The 18,296-nt window shown below is 60.0% G+C and carries 16 protein-coding genes; 7 read left to right on the plus strand and 9 right to left on the minus strand.

From position 1 onward, the window contains the following. The first annotated feature begins 260 nt into the window (after window positions 1-260). Genes J5274_RS22915 through J5274_RS22930 form a run of 4 tightly spaced genes read left to right on the plus strand, consistent with a single transcriptional unit; the run spans window position 261 to window position 5,282 of the window. Window positions 261-2,333, plus strand: a complete 2,073-nt coding sequence (locus tag J5274_RS22915; protein WP_142831133.1) for a hydantoinase/oxoprolinase family protein — start codon at window positions 261-263, stop codon at window positions 2,331-2,333. Beyond that, on the plus strand, window positions 2,330-4,090 hold the full coding sequence (locus J5274_RS22920) for a hydantoinase B/oxoprolinase family protein (protein WP_142831134.1): 1,761 nt from the start codon (window positions 2,330-2,332) through the stop codon (window positions 4,088-4,090). Before J5274_RS22915 ends, J5274_RS22920 begins: the two co-directional genes overlap by 4 nt. A 26-nt stretch (window positions 4,091-4,116) precedes the next feature. Further along, a complete protein-coding gene (locus J5274_RS22925) occupies window positions 4,117-4,701 on the plus strand; it encodes an amino acid synthesis family protein (RefSeq protein ID WP_142831135.1) in 585 nt (194 codons plus the stop codon). Then, entirely contained in the window at window positions 4,698-5,282 is a 585-nt protein-coding gene (locus J5274_RS22930; protein WP_142831136.1) for an amino acid synthesis family protein, read from the plus strand. The genes J5274_RS22925 and J5274_RS22930 overlap by 4 nt, the downstream gene beginning before the upstream one ends. 76 nt (window positions 5,283-5,358) lie before the next feature. Here the strand turns inward: J5274_RS22930 and J5274_RS22935 are convergent, their stop codons facing one another. From J5274_RS22935 to J5274_RS22970, 8 genes are all read right to left on the minus strand, one after another. Further along, window positions 5,359-5,886 (minus strand): MarR family winged helix-turn-helix transcriptional regulator, encoded by a 528-nt coding sequence (locus J5274_RS22935; RefSeq protein ID WP_142831137.1) that lies wholly within the window; start codon window positions 5,884-5,886, stop codon window positions 5,359-5,361. A gap of 3 nt (window positions 5,887-5,889) precedes the next feature. After that, window positions 5,890-6,531, minus strand: a complete 642-nt coding sequence (locus tag J5274_RS22940) for a cysteine hydrolase family protein (RefSeq protein WP_142831138.1) — start codon at window positions 6,529-6,531, stop codon at window positions 5,890-5,892. A gap of 27 nt (window positions 6,532-6,558) precedes the next feature. Continuing rightward, entirely contained in the window at window positions 6,559-7,491 is a 933-nt protein-coding gene (locus J5274_RS22945) for a nucleoside hydrolase (protein ID WP_374108299.1), read from the minus strand. A gap of 7 nt (window positions 7,492-7,498) precedes the next feature. After that, window positions 7,499-8,503 (minus strand): nucleoside hydrolase, encoded by a 1,005-nt coding sequence (locus J5274_RS22950; protein WP_142831140.1) that lies wholly within the window; start codon window positions 8,501-8,503, stop codon window positions 7,499-7,501. A 15-nt stretch (window positions 8,504-8,518) separates the two neighbouring features. After that, window positions 8,519-9,466 carry an ABC transporter permease gene (locus tag J5274_RS22955; protein WP_209186048.1) on the minus strand — a complete coding sequence of 316 codons (948 nt, stop codon included), beginning with the start codon at window positions 9,464-9,466 and terminating at the stop codon, window positions 8,519-8,521. Then, window positions 9,454-10,500 (minus strand): ABC transporter permease, encoded by a 1,047-nt coding sequence (locus J5274_RS22960; protein ID WP_219275688.1) that lies wholly within the window; start codon window positions 10,498-10,500, stop codon window positions 9,454-9,456. The genes J5274_RS22955 and J5274_RS22960 overlap by 13 nt, the downstream gene beginning before the upstream one ends. A gap of 50 nt (window positions 10,501-10,550) precedes the next feature. Next, window positions 10,551-12,080: an ABC transporter ATP-binding protein gene (locus tag J5274_RS22965; protein ID WP_142831143.1), complete on the minus strand. Its 1,530-nt coding sequence runs from the start codon at window positions 12,078-12,080 to the stop codon at window positions 10,551-10,553. 128 nt (window positions 12,081-12,208) lie between these two features. Continuing rightward, window positions 12,209-13,216, minus strand: a complete 1,008-nt coding sequence (locus tag J5274_RS22970) for a BMP family protein (RefSeq protein WP_142831234.1) — start codon at window positions 13,214-13,216, stop codon at window positions 12,209-12,211. Window positions 13,217-13,433: 217 nt separating this feature from the next. Here J5274_RS22970 and J5274_RS22975 point away from each other — a divergent pair, with 217 nt between their 5' ends. The 3 genes from J5274_RS22975 to lhgO all read left to right on the plus strand — a co-directional run bounded on the left by J5274_RS22975 (window position 13,434) and on the right by lhgO (window position 16,604). Next, window positions 13,434-14,288 carry an NAD(P)-dependent oxidoreductase gene (locus J5274_RS22975; protein ID WP_219275689.1) on the plus strand — a complete coding sequence of 285 codons (855 nt, stop codon included), beginning with the start codon at window positions 13,434-13,436 and terminating at the stop codon, window positions 14,286-14,288. A gap of 23 nt (window positions 14,289-14,311) precedes the next feature. Continuing rightward, window positions 14,312-15,151 carry an SDR family NAD(P)-dependent oxidoreductase gene (locus J5274_RS22980; RefSeq protein WP_219275245.1) on the plus strand — a complete coding sequence of 280 codons (840 nt, stop codon included), beginning with the start codon at window positions 14,312-14,314 and terminating at the stop codon, window positions 15,149-15,151. A gap of 247 nt (window positions 15,152-15,398) precedes the next feature. Continuing rightward, window positions 15,399-16,604, plus strand: a complete 1,206-nt coding sequence (gene lhgO / locus J5274_RS22985; RefSeq protein WP_219275246.1) for an L-2-hydroxyglutarate oxidase — start codon at window positions 15,399-15,401, stop codon at window positions 16,602-16,604. A gap of 400 nt (window positions 16,605-17,004) precedes the next feature. Here the strand turns inward: lhgO and J5274_RS22990 are convergent, their stop codons facing one another. Continuing rightward, complete coding sequence (locus J5274_RS22990) at window positions 17,005-18,219, minus strand: diguanylate cyclase (RefSeq protein ID WP_219275247.1); 1,215 nt, start codon at window positions 18,217-18,219, stop codon at window positions 17,005-17,007. Window positions 18,220-18,296: the final 77 nt, after the last annotated feature.

Genomic DNA, 18,296 nt, shown 5'->3' on the forward strand with positions numbered 1-18,296 from the left:
CGGGTGGGCGCAAACTTCTCGAGTTGGCCATTCAATTTCTGTGGCCGGAGCGGAGATTGTCGTCGCCGCGCCGGAAGGAAGTCGTGCATGGAAGTCATTGATGTCGGATCGAACATCTTACTGGGGTGCGTTCTTGCGACCGCTGTGGTGAGCCACTGCCAGATCGCGGGCCTGGAAGTGCAAGGCCCTACCTGCAACGGCGCGTAGACTGCCGTCGCCGATTTCCATTCTCATTCCAATACGACCAGTCAGGGGGGCCTATGGCACCGGGAGCGAATACCTTGAATGACCGGATTGTCGCCGGGATCGATGTTGGCGGCACCTTTACCGACCTGATCATCATAGATGAGAAGGCGGGCAAGGTCGTCTTGGCGAAAACCCCGTCAACGCCGGGGGACCAGTCTAAGGGCGTGTTGAATGCGTTGGCGCAGGCGGGCTATCCCATCGCGAAAATCGACATGATCGTGCATGGTACAACGGTGACGACCAACGCGCTGCTGCAGCGCCGCATCGCGAAGGTCGGAATGATCACCACCCGTGGATTTCGCGACGTCATCGAGCTCGGCCGCCGCACCCGTCCGACGCCCTATGGCCTGTTCGGGACCTTCGTGCCGCTCATTCCCCGCGACCTGCGTCTCGAAGTTGATGAGCGGATGGAGGCCAGCGGCAAGATCCGCGTACAGCTCGACGAGGAGCAACTGCGCGATGCCATCGTCACCCTGATTGACGCCGGCTGCGAGTCTCTGGTCATCCATTTCCTGCATTCCTACAAGAACCCGGTCCACGAACAGCGTGCAGTGGAAATCGCCAACTCCCTGTGGCCGAATGTCTATGTGACGAGCGGCCACGCCCTGCTGTCCGAAGCCCGTGAGTTCGAGCGCGGGGTGACGGCCTCGGTGAACGCCGCAGTCCAGCCGGTGCTGGAACGCTACCTGCAAGGTCTGCGCACGGCGCTGCAGGACAGCGGATATGACAGGGATCTGCTAGTCATGAACGGCAATGGCGGGACGATCTCGTCACGTCTCGTGACCCGGGAAGCCGCCAAGACTGTCATGTCGGGTCCAGCGTCCGGCGTCATCGCCGCCGCCTACACCGCCAAGCGCGCCGGCTATGACCGGTTGATCACCTATGACATGGGTGGCACGTCGACAGACGTGGCGCTGATCCGCGACAACAAGCCACTAGTGTCCAACGAGATCGATATCGAATATGCGATGCCGATCCATGTGCCGATGGTCGATGTCCATACGGTCGGCGCCGGTGGCGGTTCGATTGCCGCCGTCAATGACGCAGGGCTGCTGCAGGTCGGGCCACAGAGTGCGGGCTCCTGGCCGGGGCCGATGTGCTACGGTCGCGGCGGTACGCGGCCGACCATTTCCGATGCCAATCTACTGCTTGGCCGCTTGAGCGTGAAGAAGCTTCTCGCGGTGGATCAGCCTGTCTCGGTGGAGCGGATCGCTAGTGCTTTTGCAGCCGAGGTGGGCGGCAAACTCGAGCTTGATGCCATAGAGGCCGCTGAAGCAGTGGTCGAGATCGCCAATCTCAAGATGGCCGGCGCCATCAGGATGGTGTCTGTCGACAGGGGTAACGATCCGCGCGATTTCGTACTGTTTGCCTTCGGTGGTGCCGGTCCGCTACACGCCTCGGCGATTGCCCGCGAGCTTTCCATCCCGAAAGTATTCGTGCCGGCAAGGCCGGGCCTGACCAATGCCATCGGCTGTGTCGTCGCAGATCTTCGCCACGACTACGTGACGACGGTCAACCGCTTGGTTGTCGAGACCGATCCGGCACTGATCGACGAGCTGGTCGAAAGCCGGACGGCCATGGGACTGCAGGCGATTGGCAGGGAAGCCGTCAAGCCGGTTCAGATCGTCGTCGAGCACAGCGCCGACATGCAGTTCTCCGGTCAGACGCATCTGATCCGCGTCAAGCTGCCGGAGGGCGCCGCAGACATGCAGACAATGCAGCTGCTGTTCGAGGAAGCCTATTACGATCGCTTCCGCGTGCGCCTTCCGGAAGTCCGGGCAAGAATCGTCAGCATCAACACCTCGGTCATCGGCATCCGCCGTGAGGTCAGCCTAGAGAACCTAATCCCCATGGCAGGAAGAGCGGCGACAGTGGAAGAGGCACTGGTGGAAACGCGGCCGGTCCGTTTTGGCGGCGCATGGCGCCAGACGCCGGTTTACGGGCGTGAGAAGTTGCCGATTGACGCTCGGATCGAGGGTCCGGCCATCCTTGAGCAGCTCGATGCCACAACCGTCATCAATCCCGGCGATGTCGCTGAAGGCGACGCGCAAGGCAATATAATCATCACCGTGGGGCAACGAGCATGAGCGGTATCAACGCCATCACCCTGACTGTCATCCAGGCCGGGCTGCAGCAGGTTTGTGACGAGATGGATCATACCTTTTCGCGCGCGGCCTTCTCGCCGATCATTTCCGAAGCTGATGACCGTTCCGATGGCATCTATGCCGCCGACGACGGCTCGTTGATCGCCCAGGGCATCGGCGGCCTTCCGGTCTTCGTCGGTACCATGCAGGCATCGACAAAGACGATCATCGAGTTCATCCGCGACGGCCGTTGTCTGCCGCCGGAGGAGCACGACATCTATGTGGTCAACGATCCCTACCTTGGCGGCACGCACCTCATGGACGTCCGCTTCGCGATGCCCTTCTACCGCAACGGCAAGATCTTCTGCTGGCTCTCCAACATCGGCCACTGGCCGGACATCGGCGGTGCTGTGCCTGGGGGGTTTTCCGCGTCGGCGACATCCGTCGAGCAGGAAGGTCTGCGTCTGCCTCCCGTGAAACTCTTCAAGAAGGGTATGCTCGATTCGGAGATTTATGCGATCATCTGCTCCAACATCCGCATCGCCGATCAAAGGATAGGTGACATCCGGGCGCAGGCCGCAGCCTTGCGGGTCGGTTCCGAGCGCCTGCATGCACTGCTCGATCGCTATGGCGATCAAACGGTGATCGATGCGATAGCCGAATTGCGCGTTCGCTCTGCCGCGCAGATGCGCGCCTCTATCCGCAGGATCGCCACCGGCACCTATCGCGGCGCCGCCTTTATCGATTCCGATGGTATCGTCAACGAGCCGCTGAAGATTTCGCTGCTGGTCACCAAGACCGACGACGACACGCTGATTTTTGACTTCGAAGGATCAAGCCCACCTTGCAAGGGCCCGATGAATTGCGTTCTGGCGACGACGCATTCCTCGGTGTATCTGGCGATCCGTCACATCTTTCCGGACATTCCCTTGAGTGCGGGCGCCTTCGAGCCGCTGATCATCAAGGATCCGGCCGGAACCTTTCTGCACGCGAAATACCCGCGGCCGGTCTCGGGCTGTGCGGCAGAAGTTTCCCAACGCATTGCTGAAGCCGTGTTCTCGGCGCTAGTGCACGCGCTGCCCGAGCTGGTGACAGCAGCGCCTGCCGGCTCGAGCGGCAATTTCGCCCTCGGCGGCCACGATCCGGAGGTCGGTCGCGACTATGTCATGTACCAGATTTCGGGCGGTGGCTATGGCGGCAACATCGCCGGCGACGGGCTGACGAATGGCTGCTCGACGATCGGGATTTCCAAGTCGCCGCCCGTTGAAATCACCGAACAGGTCTTCCCGGTGCTGTTTACTGAATATTCTCTGCGCGAGGCCTCCGGCGGTGCCGGCAAGACCCGCGGCGGCTTTGGCCTGACCTACGAGGTAGAATTGCTGCGCGGCGAGGCTAGCGCCTCCTTCGTGATGGATCACGGACGCGTCGGACCGCAGGGCGTCCTCGGCGGTCGCGATGGCGAACCAGGCAGCATCGTCGTCATCCGGAACGGCGTCGAATATCGACCGCCGCACATCACCAAGGAGCAGGACATTGCGCTGCGCAAGGGAGACCGCGTGCGTGTGGAGACACCCGGCGGCGGTGGCTACGGATCGCCATTCGAGCGTGATGTCGCCGATGTGCTGACTGATGTCGGACTTGGCTACTACAGCATAGAAGACGTGCGGAAGCTGTTTCGGGTGGTCATCGACCCCTCGACCGGAAAAGTCGTTGCCGACGAGACAGAGGCACTTCGCAACCCGACCCGCCACGTCGCCTGACAGGATCAGAAACAGGAGAAAATTGAATGCTGCCCGTCGAAGTTCGCAAATTCTACCTTCAGATCGAGGAGATCTTCCATGACGGTGGCCCGGTGGCCGACACGCCGCCGCGGCGCGGCGTCATCATGGCGGTCGTCGCAAATCCGTTCGCCGGCGGATATGTCGAGGATATTACCGGCTACATGGACACGCTGAAGCCTCTTGGCCTCGATATGGCACAGCGCCTGCTGGCAGCGCTTGGCGGTGATGTCGCGGTTATCGAGGGTTACGGCAAAGGCTCGATCGTCGGTGAGGCCGGTGAGCTGGAGCACGGCGCCCTTTGGCATGTGCCTGGCGGTTATTCGATGCGTGAGGTTCTGGGCAACGCGAAGGCAATCGTCCCTTCGGCCAAGAAGGTCGGCGGGCTGGGAGCAAGGCTCGACGTGCCGATCACTCACATCAATGCCTCCTATGTCCGGAGCCACTTTGACGCAATCGAAGTAGGCATCCCGGACGCCCCGAAGCGCAATGAGATCGTCTTCGTCCTTGCCATGACGACGGGTCCCCGGGTTCATTCGCGGCTTGGCGGCTTGGCAGTTGCCGACATCAAGGGCGAGGATGGGCTGCGATGAACCTTGAGATCAGGCGGATCGTCACCTTCGTCGAGGAGACGCTGAGCGAGCAGGGGCAAGTGGTACAGCCGCCCGTCCGGCGCGCGGTTGCTGCCGCGGTTGTCAAAAATCCCTATGCCGGCGCCTTCGTCGCCGACCTATCTCCGCTCTATGACCTGGCGACGCCGCTTAGTGAGATGCTGGTGCAAAGGACAATTGCTCTGCTCGGTGTACCTGCCTCAGCCATCCACAGTTTTGGCAAAGCGGCTGCCGTTGGCGAGGATGGCGAGCTGGAGCATGCGGCGGCCTTCCTGCACCCGAAGCTTGGGGCACCGATCCGCGCTGCACTGGCTGGCGGCGCGTCTATCATTCCGTCCTCCAAGAAGCGGGCAGGTCCGGGCGCCATCTTCGACATTCCGCTTGGCTACAAAGATGCGGTCTATGTCCGCAGTCACTTCGACGGCGTCGAGGTCCGTATACCCGGTGCACCGAAGGCCAATGAGATCGTCATCGCCATCGCCTTGACGACCGGTGGGCGGCCCCTGCCACGTGTCGGTGGGCTGCAGCGCGCGGACGTAATAGGAAAGGATGGACTGCGGTAACGCAAGTCTTTGGTCGACCTGTTGAGCGCCGGTTTTTTATCGAACGGTCGTCAATCCTTAAGGAAATAACCCAGGATCACTTTAGGAGTGCCAGCATTGCGAGGAATCGTCGCTGGTCCCTGGGTTTCAGCGGTGCCAGCACCTCGTCGCTAACCCGCTTTGCGATCGGCAAGGTTTCCAATGCGAAATCGATACCCTTTTCGGTGAGGGCAACCAAATTGACACGCTGGTCCTCATCCGATGGGACGCGTTGCAGGAGGCCCGGATCCTGCAGTCGCTGCAGCATAGGGCTCAATGTCGCAGTGTCGATCGCCGTCAGGCGGCCGAGATTGATCTGCGACATCGGTCCATAGCGCAAAAGGGTCGCGAGGATCGCCGATTGCGGTGGAGTCAGCGCATAACCTTCGAATGCTTTCTGGAAGATCGCCGTGGCTCTCTGATGCGCGAGCCGGATGATATGGGCATTGTGCTCCTCGAGCTTGTAGCCGATTTCGGCGAGCCGCAGGTCTATCGCCTCCCGCGATCTCGGCGCGTTATCCGCGGGTTGCTCGCGCGAACACTTGCCACCCTTCGGAGTTCGATCCTGGGTCTCGAGGGTTCCCATCGCTTATGCTTCGAAAATCTGGTTGGAAATCGCGATTTTACCGGCCAAGGCCGCGGTTACCGTCTCGGTGTCGGAGACCGTGCCGAAATGGGTGGCAATATCGTAAAGCGTCGAAACATGTTCGCGTGGTCCGGTCGCGGCACAGGCGTCGTGCGGCACGACGATATCGTAGCCCTGGAAAAAGCCGTCATGCACTGTCGATCGCACGCAGATGTTGGTGACGACACCAAAGACGACGAGCTGCGAGATCAGCATGTCTTTCAGCACGAGATCGAGGTCGGTCTGGAAGAAGGCCGAATAGCGGTGCTTGACGACGACGATGTCTTCGTCCTGCACTTCGAGATCGTCTATGACCTGCGTCGCCCAGGTATTCTCGACGCCATGCGGCGTGCGCTTCACCCATTCGCGATCTCGCCGCATGTTCTTGCGATGGGAATCGACGACGAAGATCACCGGCACGCCATTGGCTCGGGCAGCAGTGATCAGTGCCTTCTGCTGCGGCATCAGTGTTTCATAGCCGGGCAACACCATCCGTCCGCCGGGCTTGCAGAACTCGTTGATCATGTCGATGACGATGACTGCCGTCTTGGTCGGGTCGAGTATCGCTGCGTCATCGTGGCGGTGGGCGGAAAATACGTCGGTCATCCGAAAAACTCCGTGGTTCGTGGCGGGTCAGTCGCGCAGCAGCGTGTACATCAGTTCGAAGAAGCGGTCTGAATCGACACGGCTGGCCACCTTGCAGTTGGTCCCCAGTCCGCGCAGGTTCCAGTAGTCGGCAACCGTGGCGCCGAAAGTATGCGTCCCGGTCAGGTCGATCTCGACATGAGCGTCGCGCGTTTCAATCAAGGTCGGATCGATGACCACCGCCAGCGCCAGCGGGTCGTGTAGCGCGCCGCCGACGCCCATCTGGCCGCGATGCAGCTTCTCATAAAATTTCAGCCAGTCCAGAACGACCTCACCGAGCTTGGTGTCGATTTTCCGCAACTCGGCGAACTGCTCCTCTTCGACCAGCACGTGCATAGTGACGTCGAGACCGACCATGGTGATGTCGAGCCCGCTTTCCAGCACGATTCTAGCGGCCTCGGGGTCGCAGAAGATATTGAACTCGGTCGGAGTGATGTATTCCGTCCGCCGGTAGAAGGCGCCGCCCATCAGCACGATCCTGGCGATCTTGTGCTTCAGCTGCGGATATTTCAGCAGAAACATACCGATATTGGTCAAGGGTCCCGTCGGCACCAGAACCACCGGTTCTTCCGCCTCGGACAGCACCTTGGCGATGAAGTCGACGCCATGCATGTCGACGAGCGGCATCGACGCCTCGGGCAGATAGGTCGTGCCATCGAGGCCACTCGGCCCGTCAGCTGTGCCGAGCACGAGGGAGCGCGCCAGCGGCGAAACACAGCCGGCTGCGATCGGCACATCGGTCGCGCCGATGAACTCGAGAATCCTCCGCGCATTGGTGGTGGTGCGGTCAAGGGTGGCATTGCCGCAGACCGTCGTTACCCCGAGAAGGTCGATGGCTGGAGAGCGATGCGCCATGACCAGGGCGATGGCGTCGTCATGACCTGGATCGCAGTCTATGAGCACAGGGATTTTCTTCATCATCATTTTCCTATGCCAATGCGCCAATGGCGCTCTTAAACAATTTCAGGAATTTCTTGCCGTCGAGGTCCTGGCAGATGCGGGTCGTCGCAGGTCCGGAAAACGGCAGTATCTGTCGGCCGCGGAATGCCACCGTTTGGCCGCGCACCAAGCGTTCGCTGAGGGCAACATCTACGAACAGCGGCTCTGTCATGGAGAAGAATTCTGGATGCAGCACTGCACTCACCGCGATCGCGTCATCGAGCGGAAAGCCGACGAGCTTGAAGAACTCCCGCCAGATGTCGATGTAGATCGGAAACGTCCTCTGGACGTAGGACACCACGGTGCTGTCGGGATAGAGCGATCCGAGATCGTTCAGGTCGTCGCGCGTCAGCATGGAGGCAGCGACGCGGTTGTCCTCGCAGACGTCGAGCGGGACGAGGATGACTGGCGCGCCGCTGGCAAGCACCACGCGTGCCGCTTCCGGGTCGGCCCAGATGTTGTATTCGGAGACCGGTGTCATGTTGCCGGGCGTCTGGAAGCAGCCGCCGAGGACGACGATCTGCTTGACCAAACCGGCGATATCGGGGGCCATACGCAGCGCCAGGGCAACATTCGTTTGTGGTCCGGTTGCGACGATCGAGATCTCGCCGGGATTGGCCCGCACGGTATCGATGATGAAGTCCGTGGCGTGCTTTTGCATCGCCTGGCGTTTCGGGGGAGGGGCCTTCGGATTGAAGTCCCTCAGCCGGTCGCCAAAGCGCGCCTGCAACTGCTTTTCGAAATTCACGGGCGCCAGCATGTCAGCGGCCGAATTGCCGACGATTGGACGGAAGGCGCCAGCGGCGACCGGGATATCGTCGCGGCCTGCCAGCGATAGCGTGTTGAGGACGACGTTGGTAACCTGCTCGATGTCGCCGGCCGCCCCGGTGCAGGCAGTGACGCCCTCCAGTGAGATACCTTCGCATCCGAGCGCAAAGAGGATGGCAAGGATGTCGTCACCGGCCGAGTCCACATCCAAAATTATTCGTTCCATCATGGCTCCTTGGCCTTACGCCCGTTTGAGAAGAGAGAAGCTTTCAAGCGTTTCCCGGACGACCTTTGGCCGCTGGCGGTAGGTCAGCCCGAACAGTGCCAACAGCGACACCAGATAGGGCACCATCAGCACGAGGTAGGAAGAGACGCCGAAGGTCTGTAGCCGCAGCGAGGCGGCGTCGGAAAAGCCGAACAGCAGGCAGCCGAACAGCACCTTCAGCGGGTCGCCATTTGAAAAGATCAGCACGGCGACGGCCATGAAACCGCGGCCCGACGACATGTTCTCGGCAAACATGGTGATATAGCCGAGCGACAGATGCGCACCGGCCAGGCCCGCGAGCACGCCGCAGAGCAGCGAAGCAATGTGCTGCATCCGCGCTGATGGGATGCCGATCGCCTCGGCTGCCTCCGGCTTCTCGCCGACGACGCGGATATAGAGGCCGAGACGCGTGCGATAGAGGATCAGCCAGACAAGGAAGACGGCGATGAAGGCGAAATAGACGAGTGGCGTGTAACCGGACAGCACGCGGCCAACTTGGCCCAGCATGGCGATGCCAGGAATGTCGATCCGCGGCAGCCCGACAATGTCGCCGCGGACAATTGATCCACGCACGCCGAAGATCGCCTTGGTGAGCGAGATCGTCAGGCCGCCGGCGAGGATGTTGAGCGCCAGGCCGACGACAACCTCGTTGGCCCGTAATGTGACGACCAGCAGCGAGAACAGTCCGGCCATGGTCACGGCCGCTAGCACGCCGCATAGCACGCCGCCCAGCGCCGAGCCGGTCCAGATTGAACCGAGTACGGCGCAGAAGGCACCCATCAGCATCTGTCCCTCAAGGCCGATGTTGAAGATGCCGGCCTTGGTGGTGAAGGTGCCGCCGAGCGCGACCAACAGGATGGGCGCGGTCGTGCGCAAGGTTGCGGCAATCAGCGCCAGATTGAAGATCTTTTCTAGAATTTCCATCGACGCTCTCCCTGACGGCTGTCGCGGCGGCGGCGCACTAGAATCTGCGCCGAAACGCAGAGAATGATCAAGGCCTGGATCACCGTGATGATTTCGCGCGACGCCGTCGTCTCCACCTCCATCAGCAGCGATCCTGCCCTGAGCGCGCCGAAGAATAGCGCCACGCCGACCATGCCGATCGGGCTGCCATTGGCAAGAAGGGCGGCGATCACGCCATCGAAACCGAAGCCCGGCGCAAAGCCTTCCATGAAGCGATGGTGCACGCCGAGCGTCTCGACACCGCCGGCCAGCCCGCCGACTGCGCCTGACACCAAAAGGATGACGAGGATGTTGCGCTTGACTTTAACGCCGCCATATTCGGCGAACTTCAAATTGGCCCCCATGGCGCTCATCGAGTAGCCGGCGCTGGTCCGCTTCAGGAACAGCTGCAGGCCAAAGGCAAGCGCGATGCCAATCAACAGCCCGAGATTGACACGGGAATCGTTCATCAGATGCGGCAGCTCGGCGGTGGCTGCAATGGGCGCCGTTTCCGACCAGCCGCCCGGGCGCTTGAAGACGCTGATCGTCAGATAGGACGTCAACAGCACGGCAACGTAATTGGCCAGGATGGTCGAGACGACCTCGTTGGTGCCGTAGCGGGCCCGGAAGAAGGCCGGTATCGCGACCCAGAGTGCACCCGCAAGGACGGCTGCCGCCAGCGCAACCAGCAAATGAATGACCGGCGGCAGAGTAAAGCCGAAACCGACCCAGGCGGCGGCAAAACCACCGACATAGAGCTGGCCTTCGACGCCGATATTGAACAGTCCGCCACGCAAGGCAATGCAGGCTGCCACACCGCAGATGATGATGGGGGTCGCCTGAAGCAGCGAGCCAGCGATGCGTTCGCTATTGCCGAACGCGCCGCGCAATAACGTCGCGAACACATGCGTGGGATTTTCGCCGACGGCAATGATGATGATCGCACCGCCGATTAGCGAGATGCCGATAGCCAGCATTTGGCCGAACATGCCCTCGGCCCAGTCGGGGAATTTCATACGGCGCTTTGGTGCGACCAGGACCGTTTGTGCGTCGTCGCGGCTCGCGGTCATGAGGCCACCTTCATTTCACCGGCCTGGCGTCCGGCCATCAGGAATCCGATCTCGTCCTCGGTCGTGTTGTCCGGATCGACTTCTCCGACGATACGCCCGGCAAACATCACCAGGATACGATCGGCCAGCTTGAGAACTTCGTCCAGCTGCACGGAGATCAGCAGTATTGCGGCGCCGATTTGCCGTTGCCGGATGATCTCGTCGTGGATTCCTTCCATGGCACCGATGTCCACGCCGCGTGTCGGCTGATCAATGAGCAGGAAGGGTGCTCCACGGGAGAATTCACGGGCCAACACGACCTTTTGCATATTGCCGCCGGATAGCGTCCTGACCGCGGCTCGATGGCCGGTCGCACGGATGTCAAACTGCTTGATCAGCCGTTCGGCTTGCTGCTTGACATGCGTCCAGCGAATGAAGCCGCACTTGGCAAACGGCGCTGAGTGCTGCCGTCCCATCAGGATGTTCGACGCGATGGAAGCCGAGGCATCAACGCCGCGCACCAATCTGTTACCTGGCACATGCGAGAGCCCGGCGATGCGAACGGTTAGCGGATCCTGCCCCTGCACGGGCGTCTGGCATAGTTGGATGACGCCGTGGCTCGGTTGGCGTAGGCCTGAAATCACTTCCGCCAGTTCGGTCTGGCCATTGCCATCGACGCCAACGATGCCGATGATCTCGCCGGCCCTGACCTTGAAATTGATGTCGCTCAGCGTCGGCAGGCCGCGATCGTCGCGGGCACAGACCTCGCGCAGATCAAGCACCGGCTCTCCCGTCACCGCGCCTCGCGGCCGGCGATCGAAATTGACGGCCCGGCCGACCATCATCCGGACGAGCTCGTCTTCCGAGACTTCGCTGGTCGGCCTGGTGCCGACCACGCGGCCGTCGCGAAGCACCGTGATCGTGTCGGAGACCTCCATCACTTCCGACAGGTGATGCGAGATGAAGATCACCGTCATGCCTTTTTCCGTAAAGGATCGCAGGATTCGGAATAGGTCCCGGCTTTCCTGCGGCGTCAGTACGGCTGTGGGTTCGTCCAAAATGACAATCTTCGCACCGCGGGCGAGCACTTTGAGTATCTCGACCCTTTGCTCGATACCAACCGAGAGCTCTGCAACGCGACGATCCGGATCGACCTGAAGGCCGAAGGCTGTCGACAGTTCGCGGACCCGTGCGCTCTGCGCTTTGCGATCGATGAGACCGCCTTTGGTGATTTCCATGCCGAGAAAAATGTTTTCGGCAACGGTCAGCGACGGCACCAGCTTGAAGTGCTGGTGCACCATGCCGAGACCGAGCGCGATCGCCTTGCGCGGCGAATCCATCACCACCGGTTCACCATCAATGCTCAGAACCCCTGCGTCTGGCTGGTAGAGGCCGAAGAGGACATTCATCAACGTCGTCTTTCCAGCACCGTTCTCCCCGACCAGCGCATGGATCTCGCCCTTGCGAACCGCGAGATTGACGTCGCTGTTGGCCGTCTGCGGGCCGAAGCGTTTTGTGACGCCGGACATTTCGATCGCGTAAGCCATCAAGCTCTCATCGTTTTCAACGGCCATTGACCTAAATCAAAAAGGAGGGACTTGGCGCGAATAGAATCGCCGCGCCAAGTTGGACCAAGATTCCGAACTGGAGACCCGATCAGACCCTGGGCTTTGCTCTACTTGTTTAGAGCCACGGAGATCGTGCCGTCGGCGACGCCCTTGCGCATAGCTTCAAGCTTGGTCATGACATCGGTCGGGATCTTGTCCTTGACCTGATCACAAACCTTCAGCTCGACGCCGCCTGACTTGATGCCGTAGAGTACGGAGCCGTCCTTAATAGGATCGTCGCCACTGACCTGGCCTTTGATCATGTTGTAGACTGCGATGTCGCCACGTTTCATCATGGATGCCAAGATGTTGCCCGGTGCGGTGGCGCATTGGTCGATGTCAACGCCGATCGCGTATTTGTTGGCGGCCTTGGCGGCTTGAAGAACACCCTCACCAGTCGGCCCCGCTGCCTGGTAGATTATATCGATGTCCTGACCGTACATAGCCATCGCCACTTCGCTGCCCTTGGCCGGATCGTCGAAGGTGCCAGCAAACACACTGTTGACCTTCACGTCCTTGGAAGCTTTGGCGACGCCCTGCTCCATACCCATAAGAAAGTTATGAATGACGGGGATGTCGCGGCCGCCGATGAAGCCGACTTGCGAAGAGTCGGCGAAGCCGTCAACTTTTTCCGCTGTCAACATGCCCGCAAGGCCGCCCGCGAGGTATGAACCCTCTTCCTCTGAAAATTTGACATAGGTCATCGTCGGGCTATCGAGCACGCCATCAATGAAGACAAAGCGTTGCTTTGGGTAGGCGGCATGCGACTTCTGGAGCGCGTCGACCAATTCCCAGCCCATGACGAAGATGACATCGTAATTGCCATCCTTGGCCAGGTTGTTGAATTGCTCCTCATAGTCGAGCGCGCGATTACCGGTGTCAACGATCTTCAGCTCGATGCCGAGATCCTTCTTGGCCTTGTCTAAGCCATTGACGATCGAAATGCCGAAGCCCTGCGAGAAATATCCCGAAATCGCCGCGACCTTGAGCTGAGCGGCATCCGCAGCCGTTGCTCCGAAGGCCAGAGTGGCGATCATCGCCGAACTGGCAAGCACTTTCCTGAAAATCGAAATCATGATCGTTCCCACTCTGTTGTTGTTTGTTAGCCCGAACTGCCGTTTCAAGCGCATCCCAGTCAGCGCAGGTCGATCTATATAGTTCGTGGACGAACTAAACTGAGCCGCAAATTCAACGTTTGTCAAGCAGGGTGCAATCAGAAATATTGTTGGACTACGGACGGATTTTTCGCTTAACTTGCTCTGCGACGCGGGGTCGGCGGAGGTAAATGCAGGGATGCATATCTTGGTGACGGGGGCTGCTGGACTGCTTGGCCGCCATGTGGTGGAGGCTTATCGTGCCGCCGGCTTTGCCGTTACGGCCATGGACATCGTCGGCAACGAAAGCGGCGATATAGTCGGGGCCAACCTTTGCGACCTTCCTACAGCGACGGCACTGATCAGGGACGTTGATTGCGTGGCGCATATCGCATCGATACCGCGCCCCGGAGGCTACGCGACAGATGATGTCTTCAGAACGAACATGGCCCTGATGTTCAACGTGCTGACCGCCATGGAAACGGCCGGCATAAAGAAACTGTTGTTTGCCTCATCCTTTAGCATCATCGGCCTGCCGTTTGCGCCGGCTCCGGTGCAGCTCGATTTTCTGCCAATCGACCAGTCCCACAGAGCCCAGCCGCAGGACATCTATGCCGTGACAAAATGGCTGGGTGAGGAGATGGTTGAAGCCTGGGTCAGACGCACCGGCGGGACGGCAATGAGCATCCGGATGCCCTGGATACAAACACCGGAGAGTTTCTTCCGGGATGTCGGGCCGCGCCGCCAGAGCTCTGATGCGCCTCTGGATCTTTGGGCCTATATCGACGCAAGGGATGCCGCAGAGGCTTTCGTCCGGGCTGCCAGAGCAGAGGCGACAGGTCATGAACGCATCTTCATTTCGGCCGACGATACCTATAGTGAAACGCCGTCACATCAACTGCTCGAGACGCACTATCCGGATGTGGAACTGCGGGAATATCTGGATGATCACGGTAGCCTCCTGTCGAATGCGTTGGCGAAGGATCTTCTGGGGTTTCAACCACGTTATTCCTGGCGTTCTTACCCTGACCCGCTGGTTGCACACGAGATCTGAATCAAGAAGAGGCGTGCATCGAAATGACATTCGGACAGGATTTTGCGGGCAAGACAGTGCTTGTCACCGGCGGTGGCGGGGTCATAGGCAGTACGGCCGCCAGGATGTTTCTCGAGCGCGGCGCGAACGTCGTGCTGGCAGATATCGACGGGCAGACATTGGAAAGTAAGGCGTCAATGTTCGGGGTCGGGGACCGACTGGCAATTGTTGCTGGCAACTTGTCCGACGAGACCGCGGCGAAGGGAGCGGTCGATCTCGCTCTCAGAACATTCGGTCGTATCGACGTTGTCTTCAACAATGCGGGCATTTCGGGCATCGTCGCGCCGGTACATCTGCTCGAGGCGTCGGACTGGGACGCCATTGTCAACGCCAATCTTCGTAGCATGTTTCTTGTGTTGAAGTTTGCGGCAGCGGCGATGGTAAAACTGCAGATTGCCGGCAAGATCGTGAACATGGGATCATCAATGGCTGGATGGGACGTCCTTTCTGGAGGCGCTGGCTATGCCGCCACCAAGAGCGCCGTCGTCGGCCTGACCAAAGTCGCCGCCCTGGATCTGGCGCGCTATGGTATACGAGTGAATGCGGTATGCCCCGGTGTGATTGAGACGACGCTCGGTGTGCCCGGCATGCGAGGGGATGGAGACATTAAATCGGCGGTCGAGCATTTCGCTGAGCGGATTCCGCTCCGGCGGATCGGTCAGCCGGAAGACGTGGCAGAAATCGTTCTGTTCTTGGCCTCGGATGGGGCGCGCCACGTCAGTGGCGCGGCGTGGCTGGTGGATGGTGGACAGACGCTGCAAAGCTTCTCAAATGCGCCGACAAAGGGCGTGTATCCAAAGCGGATCAGGTCGATGGATGACTAGATTGATCGATAACGCTGCTGGGGCCATTAGCTCAAAGTAGGTGGTGAAAAGAGCTCGGAGAATTTAACTCTGAATTCCGCTATGAATTGCGGTGAAACAGAGAGTTAGCCGCGCCTGCGCTGTTCCGTAGATAAGGCGGATGAGCTGTTCATCGAACACGTAACTCTGGGCTTGGCTGCATCTTTTCGATGGGGGCAGGCAACGCATGTTTTTCGAACCACCACCAGAAGACGTACCGGAGAAGACCATGTCCAGGCGAATTGCAGTGATCGGAGCGGGCATCAACGGCCTTGCCGTGGCCCGACAGCTAATACTGGATCATTCGGGCATTGCCGTCACCGTCTTCGAAAAGGAGGCGAATGTTGCCCAGCACCAGTCGAGCCACAATTCTGGCGTCGTGCATGCCGGCCTCTATTACGAGCCGGGCAGCCTGAAGGCGCGGCTTTGCACCCGCGGCGCCGAACTAATTCGCGACTACTGTGTCGCCCACGCGCTGCCCTATGACGAATGCGGCAAGCTTGTGGTGGCGCTCAAGGACGAAGAACTGCCGCGGTTGGAGGCGATCCACAGGCGGTCGATCGCCAATGGCGTGCCTGGGGTCAGCCTGATCGGGCCTGAGCGGATGCGCGAAATCGAGCCGAACGGCGTCGGCATCCGGGCGCTACACTCGCCGCGCACGGCCATAGTCAGCTACGAGGCGGTAGCCAGGCGCATCGCCGCCGAAATCAAGGAGTGGGGCGCCAGCCTCAGGCTCGGGACGAAGGTCGCCAAGATCACCGAAAGCAGCGACGGCGCCTATGTCGAGGGTGCCGAAGGGCGGCTCGACGACAAGCCCTACGACCATGTCATCGCCTGCTCAGGCTTGCAGTCGGATCGCCTGGCGGGCGCCTCGGGTGACGGGGATGAACCGCGCATCGTGCCGTTCTTCGGCCTCTACTACGTCGTCGACGCCGCCTTCAGAAAGCACGTAAAGGGGCTGATCTATCCGGTTCCGGATCCGCGCTTTCCCTTTCTCGGGGTGCACTTCACTAAGCGCATCGACGGCGAGATTACTATCGGCCCGAATGCCTTCATCTCGCTCGGCCGCGAAAACTATTCCGGCCGCCGCTTCGACCTGCGCGACATCGCCAATTTCGTCACCTTTCCCGGCTTCTGGAAATTTGCGGCCCGCAACAAGGCGGTGGCCATCCGAGAACTGAAGACCGTCCTCAGCCAGAACACCTTCGTGGCTGAAGCGGCGAAATATGTTCCGTCCCTTGCAGACGTAAAGGTAGTGCCCGCTACCCGAGGTATCCGCGCCCAAGCTATGAAGAACGACGGCCGGTTGGTAGATGATTTTGTTATCCGCAAGACGCGATATGTGACCCATATTCGCAACGCGCCGTCGCCCGGCGCCACATCATCCTTAGCAATTGCCGAGCACATCGCGAAAGAGATCTGGGCATTCCAATAGGGTTCATAAATTTGGTCTGGCAACTAGCGTTGAGCCAGTCGATGTCCCTGATGACCGAATCTCAACTCGATTTTCGAACTCATGAGGTTCCATAAATGCGCATTACGCGCAAAAAGCGCGCCTTTTCAGACGCTTATGTAATTTTGGCCAGCCGGTCGCGGGTTCAATACGGTTCAAGGCGAGGATTAACGGAAATTGTTTACTCCAAATGAGTTATGCTGACCGATAGATATCGCGACCTATTCCATGTCAGCGGATATGTGGCGCCTGCCGATCGAAGATCCAAACCCGTTCACGCCCAACCATCTGGCCGCTACACGCGGAAATTATTTCCGTATGAACAGGTGGCGCAAATTCGAATCTCATCAAGAGCGCTCTTGTCCAAAAACGCTACATCGAATCAGGACGCGCCCATCGTCACTACCCGCAACTGATGATGCAAGGGATCTGCTGAGGGGTGCAGCAGCAATTCGTTTGGCAGTGCGGTCTCAACGCGATTCCGCCCAAGGGATTTCGCCCGGTACAGCGCGCCATCGGCGCTTGCGAGCATCCCGGCGAGGTCGTGGCAGTCCGGTGCAGCAAGGCCGATACTGACGGTGGCCCCGGTTTTCAAACCCTCTGCCCGAGCGGCTGCTTCGGCGAACCGGCTTGCGATCGCCGAGCCGCGGTTGAGAGCCTGGGAATGGTCGCAACGAGGCAGAAGCGCAGCGAATTCCTCACCGCCCAGCCGGACAATAAGCGCGTCTGGCCCCGCCTGTTCGCGGGCGGTTTCGGCGAACAACTGCAAAACCTTATCTCCGGTTGAATGTCCATAACGGTCGTTGATCGCCTTGAAGTGGTCGAGATCGAAGGCGAGCAGGGAGACTGGGTCTCCATGCCGCTCCCGGAGGATCCGAGATGCCTGCTCAAAAAAGGCGTGACGGTTTGCAAGCCCGGTCAACTGATCGGTTTGTGACATGCGGAGCAGATGGAGCTTTTCCTCCTCTCGAATAATCATCAGAAAGGACATCGGCATCGCTACCGAGTACAAGACGGCCTCGTACATCGTCGCCTTCCCAACGATGGAGATAATATCTTGCCCGTACCGCTGAAGGAGAACAGGGGCAATGAACGCTCGGCCGAGGTAGAACACGGCATGGACGGCCGAGATCGATACAGCGATCGGACGTGAGCGCAATCGCTGGGCCGTGCGACTGCGCATAATTATCCATGCTGTCAGGCCGCAGGTCAGCGCGATGGGGATAGACGAGACATGGTTCCAGAAGGCGGCCGGGAAGTGCGTGCCAGCGATCGCCCAGGCGATGGATAGGAAGCTCAGGGCTGCGACGGACGACCAGAGATAGCGGTGACCGTCGAGGCCGGCGATCGCGTTAAGGACCAAAAGGTAGCCCAACATCATTAGGATGTTGACCGCCCCCATGCCGAGCGCGACCGGAAAGTGGCTCCGGTTCATTGCAAGCACGCACCCGAGAACGAACGCGAAAAGTGCCGCGGCCAGAACACCGAGCACACGTGCGCGACCTGGATGTGCCTGCCTTTCCCAAAGGAGAAGCGACGCTGACACCAGCAGCGTTCCGACGGTTAAGTACCAAAGGGTTTGTAAATCGATCTGCATTGCTCTGCCTGCCTTACTTCAAAGCCTAAAGGGTGGTCTTTATAAGATTCTTTACGTCGCCTCTGATTTCGCCGATA

This window comes from Rhizobium sp. L51/94, from assembly GCF_019355555.1.
GTDB lineage: Bacteria > Pseudomonadota > Alphaproteobacteria > Rhizobiales > Rhizobiaceae > Rhizobium > Rhizobium rhododendri.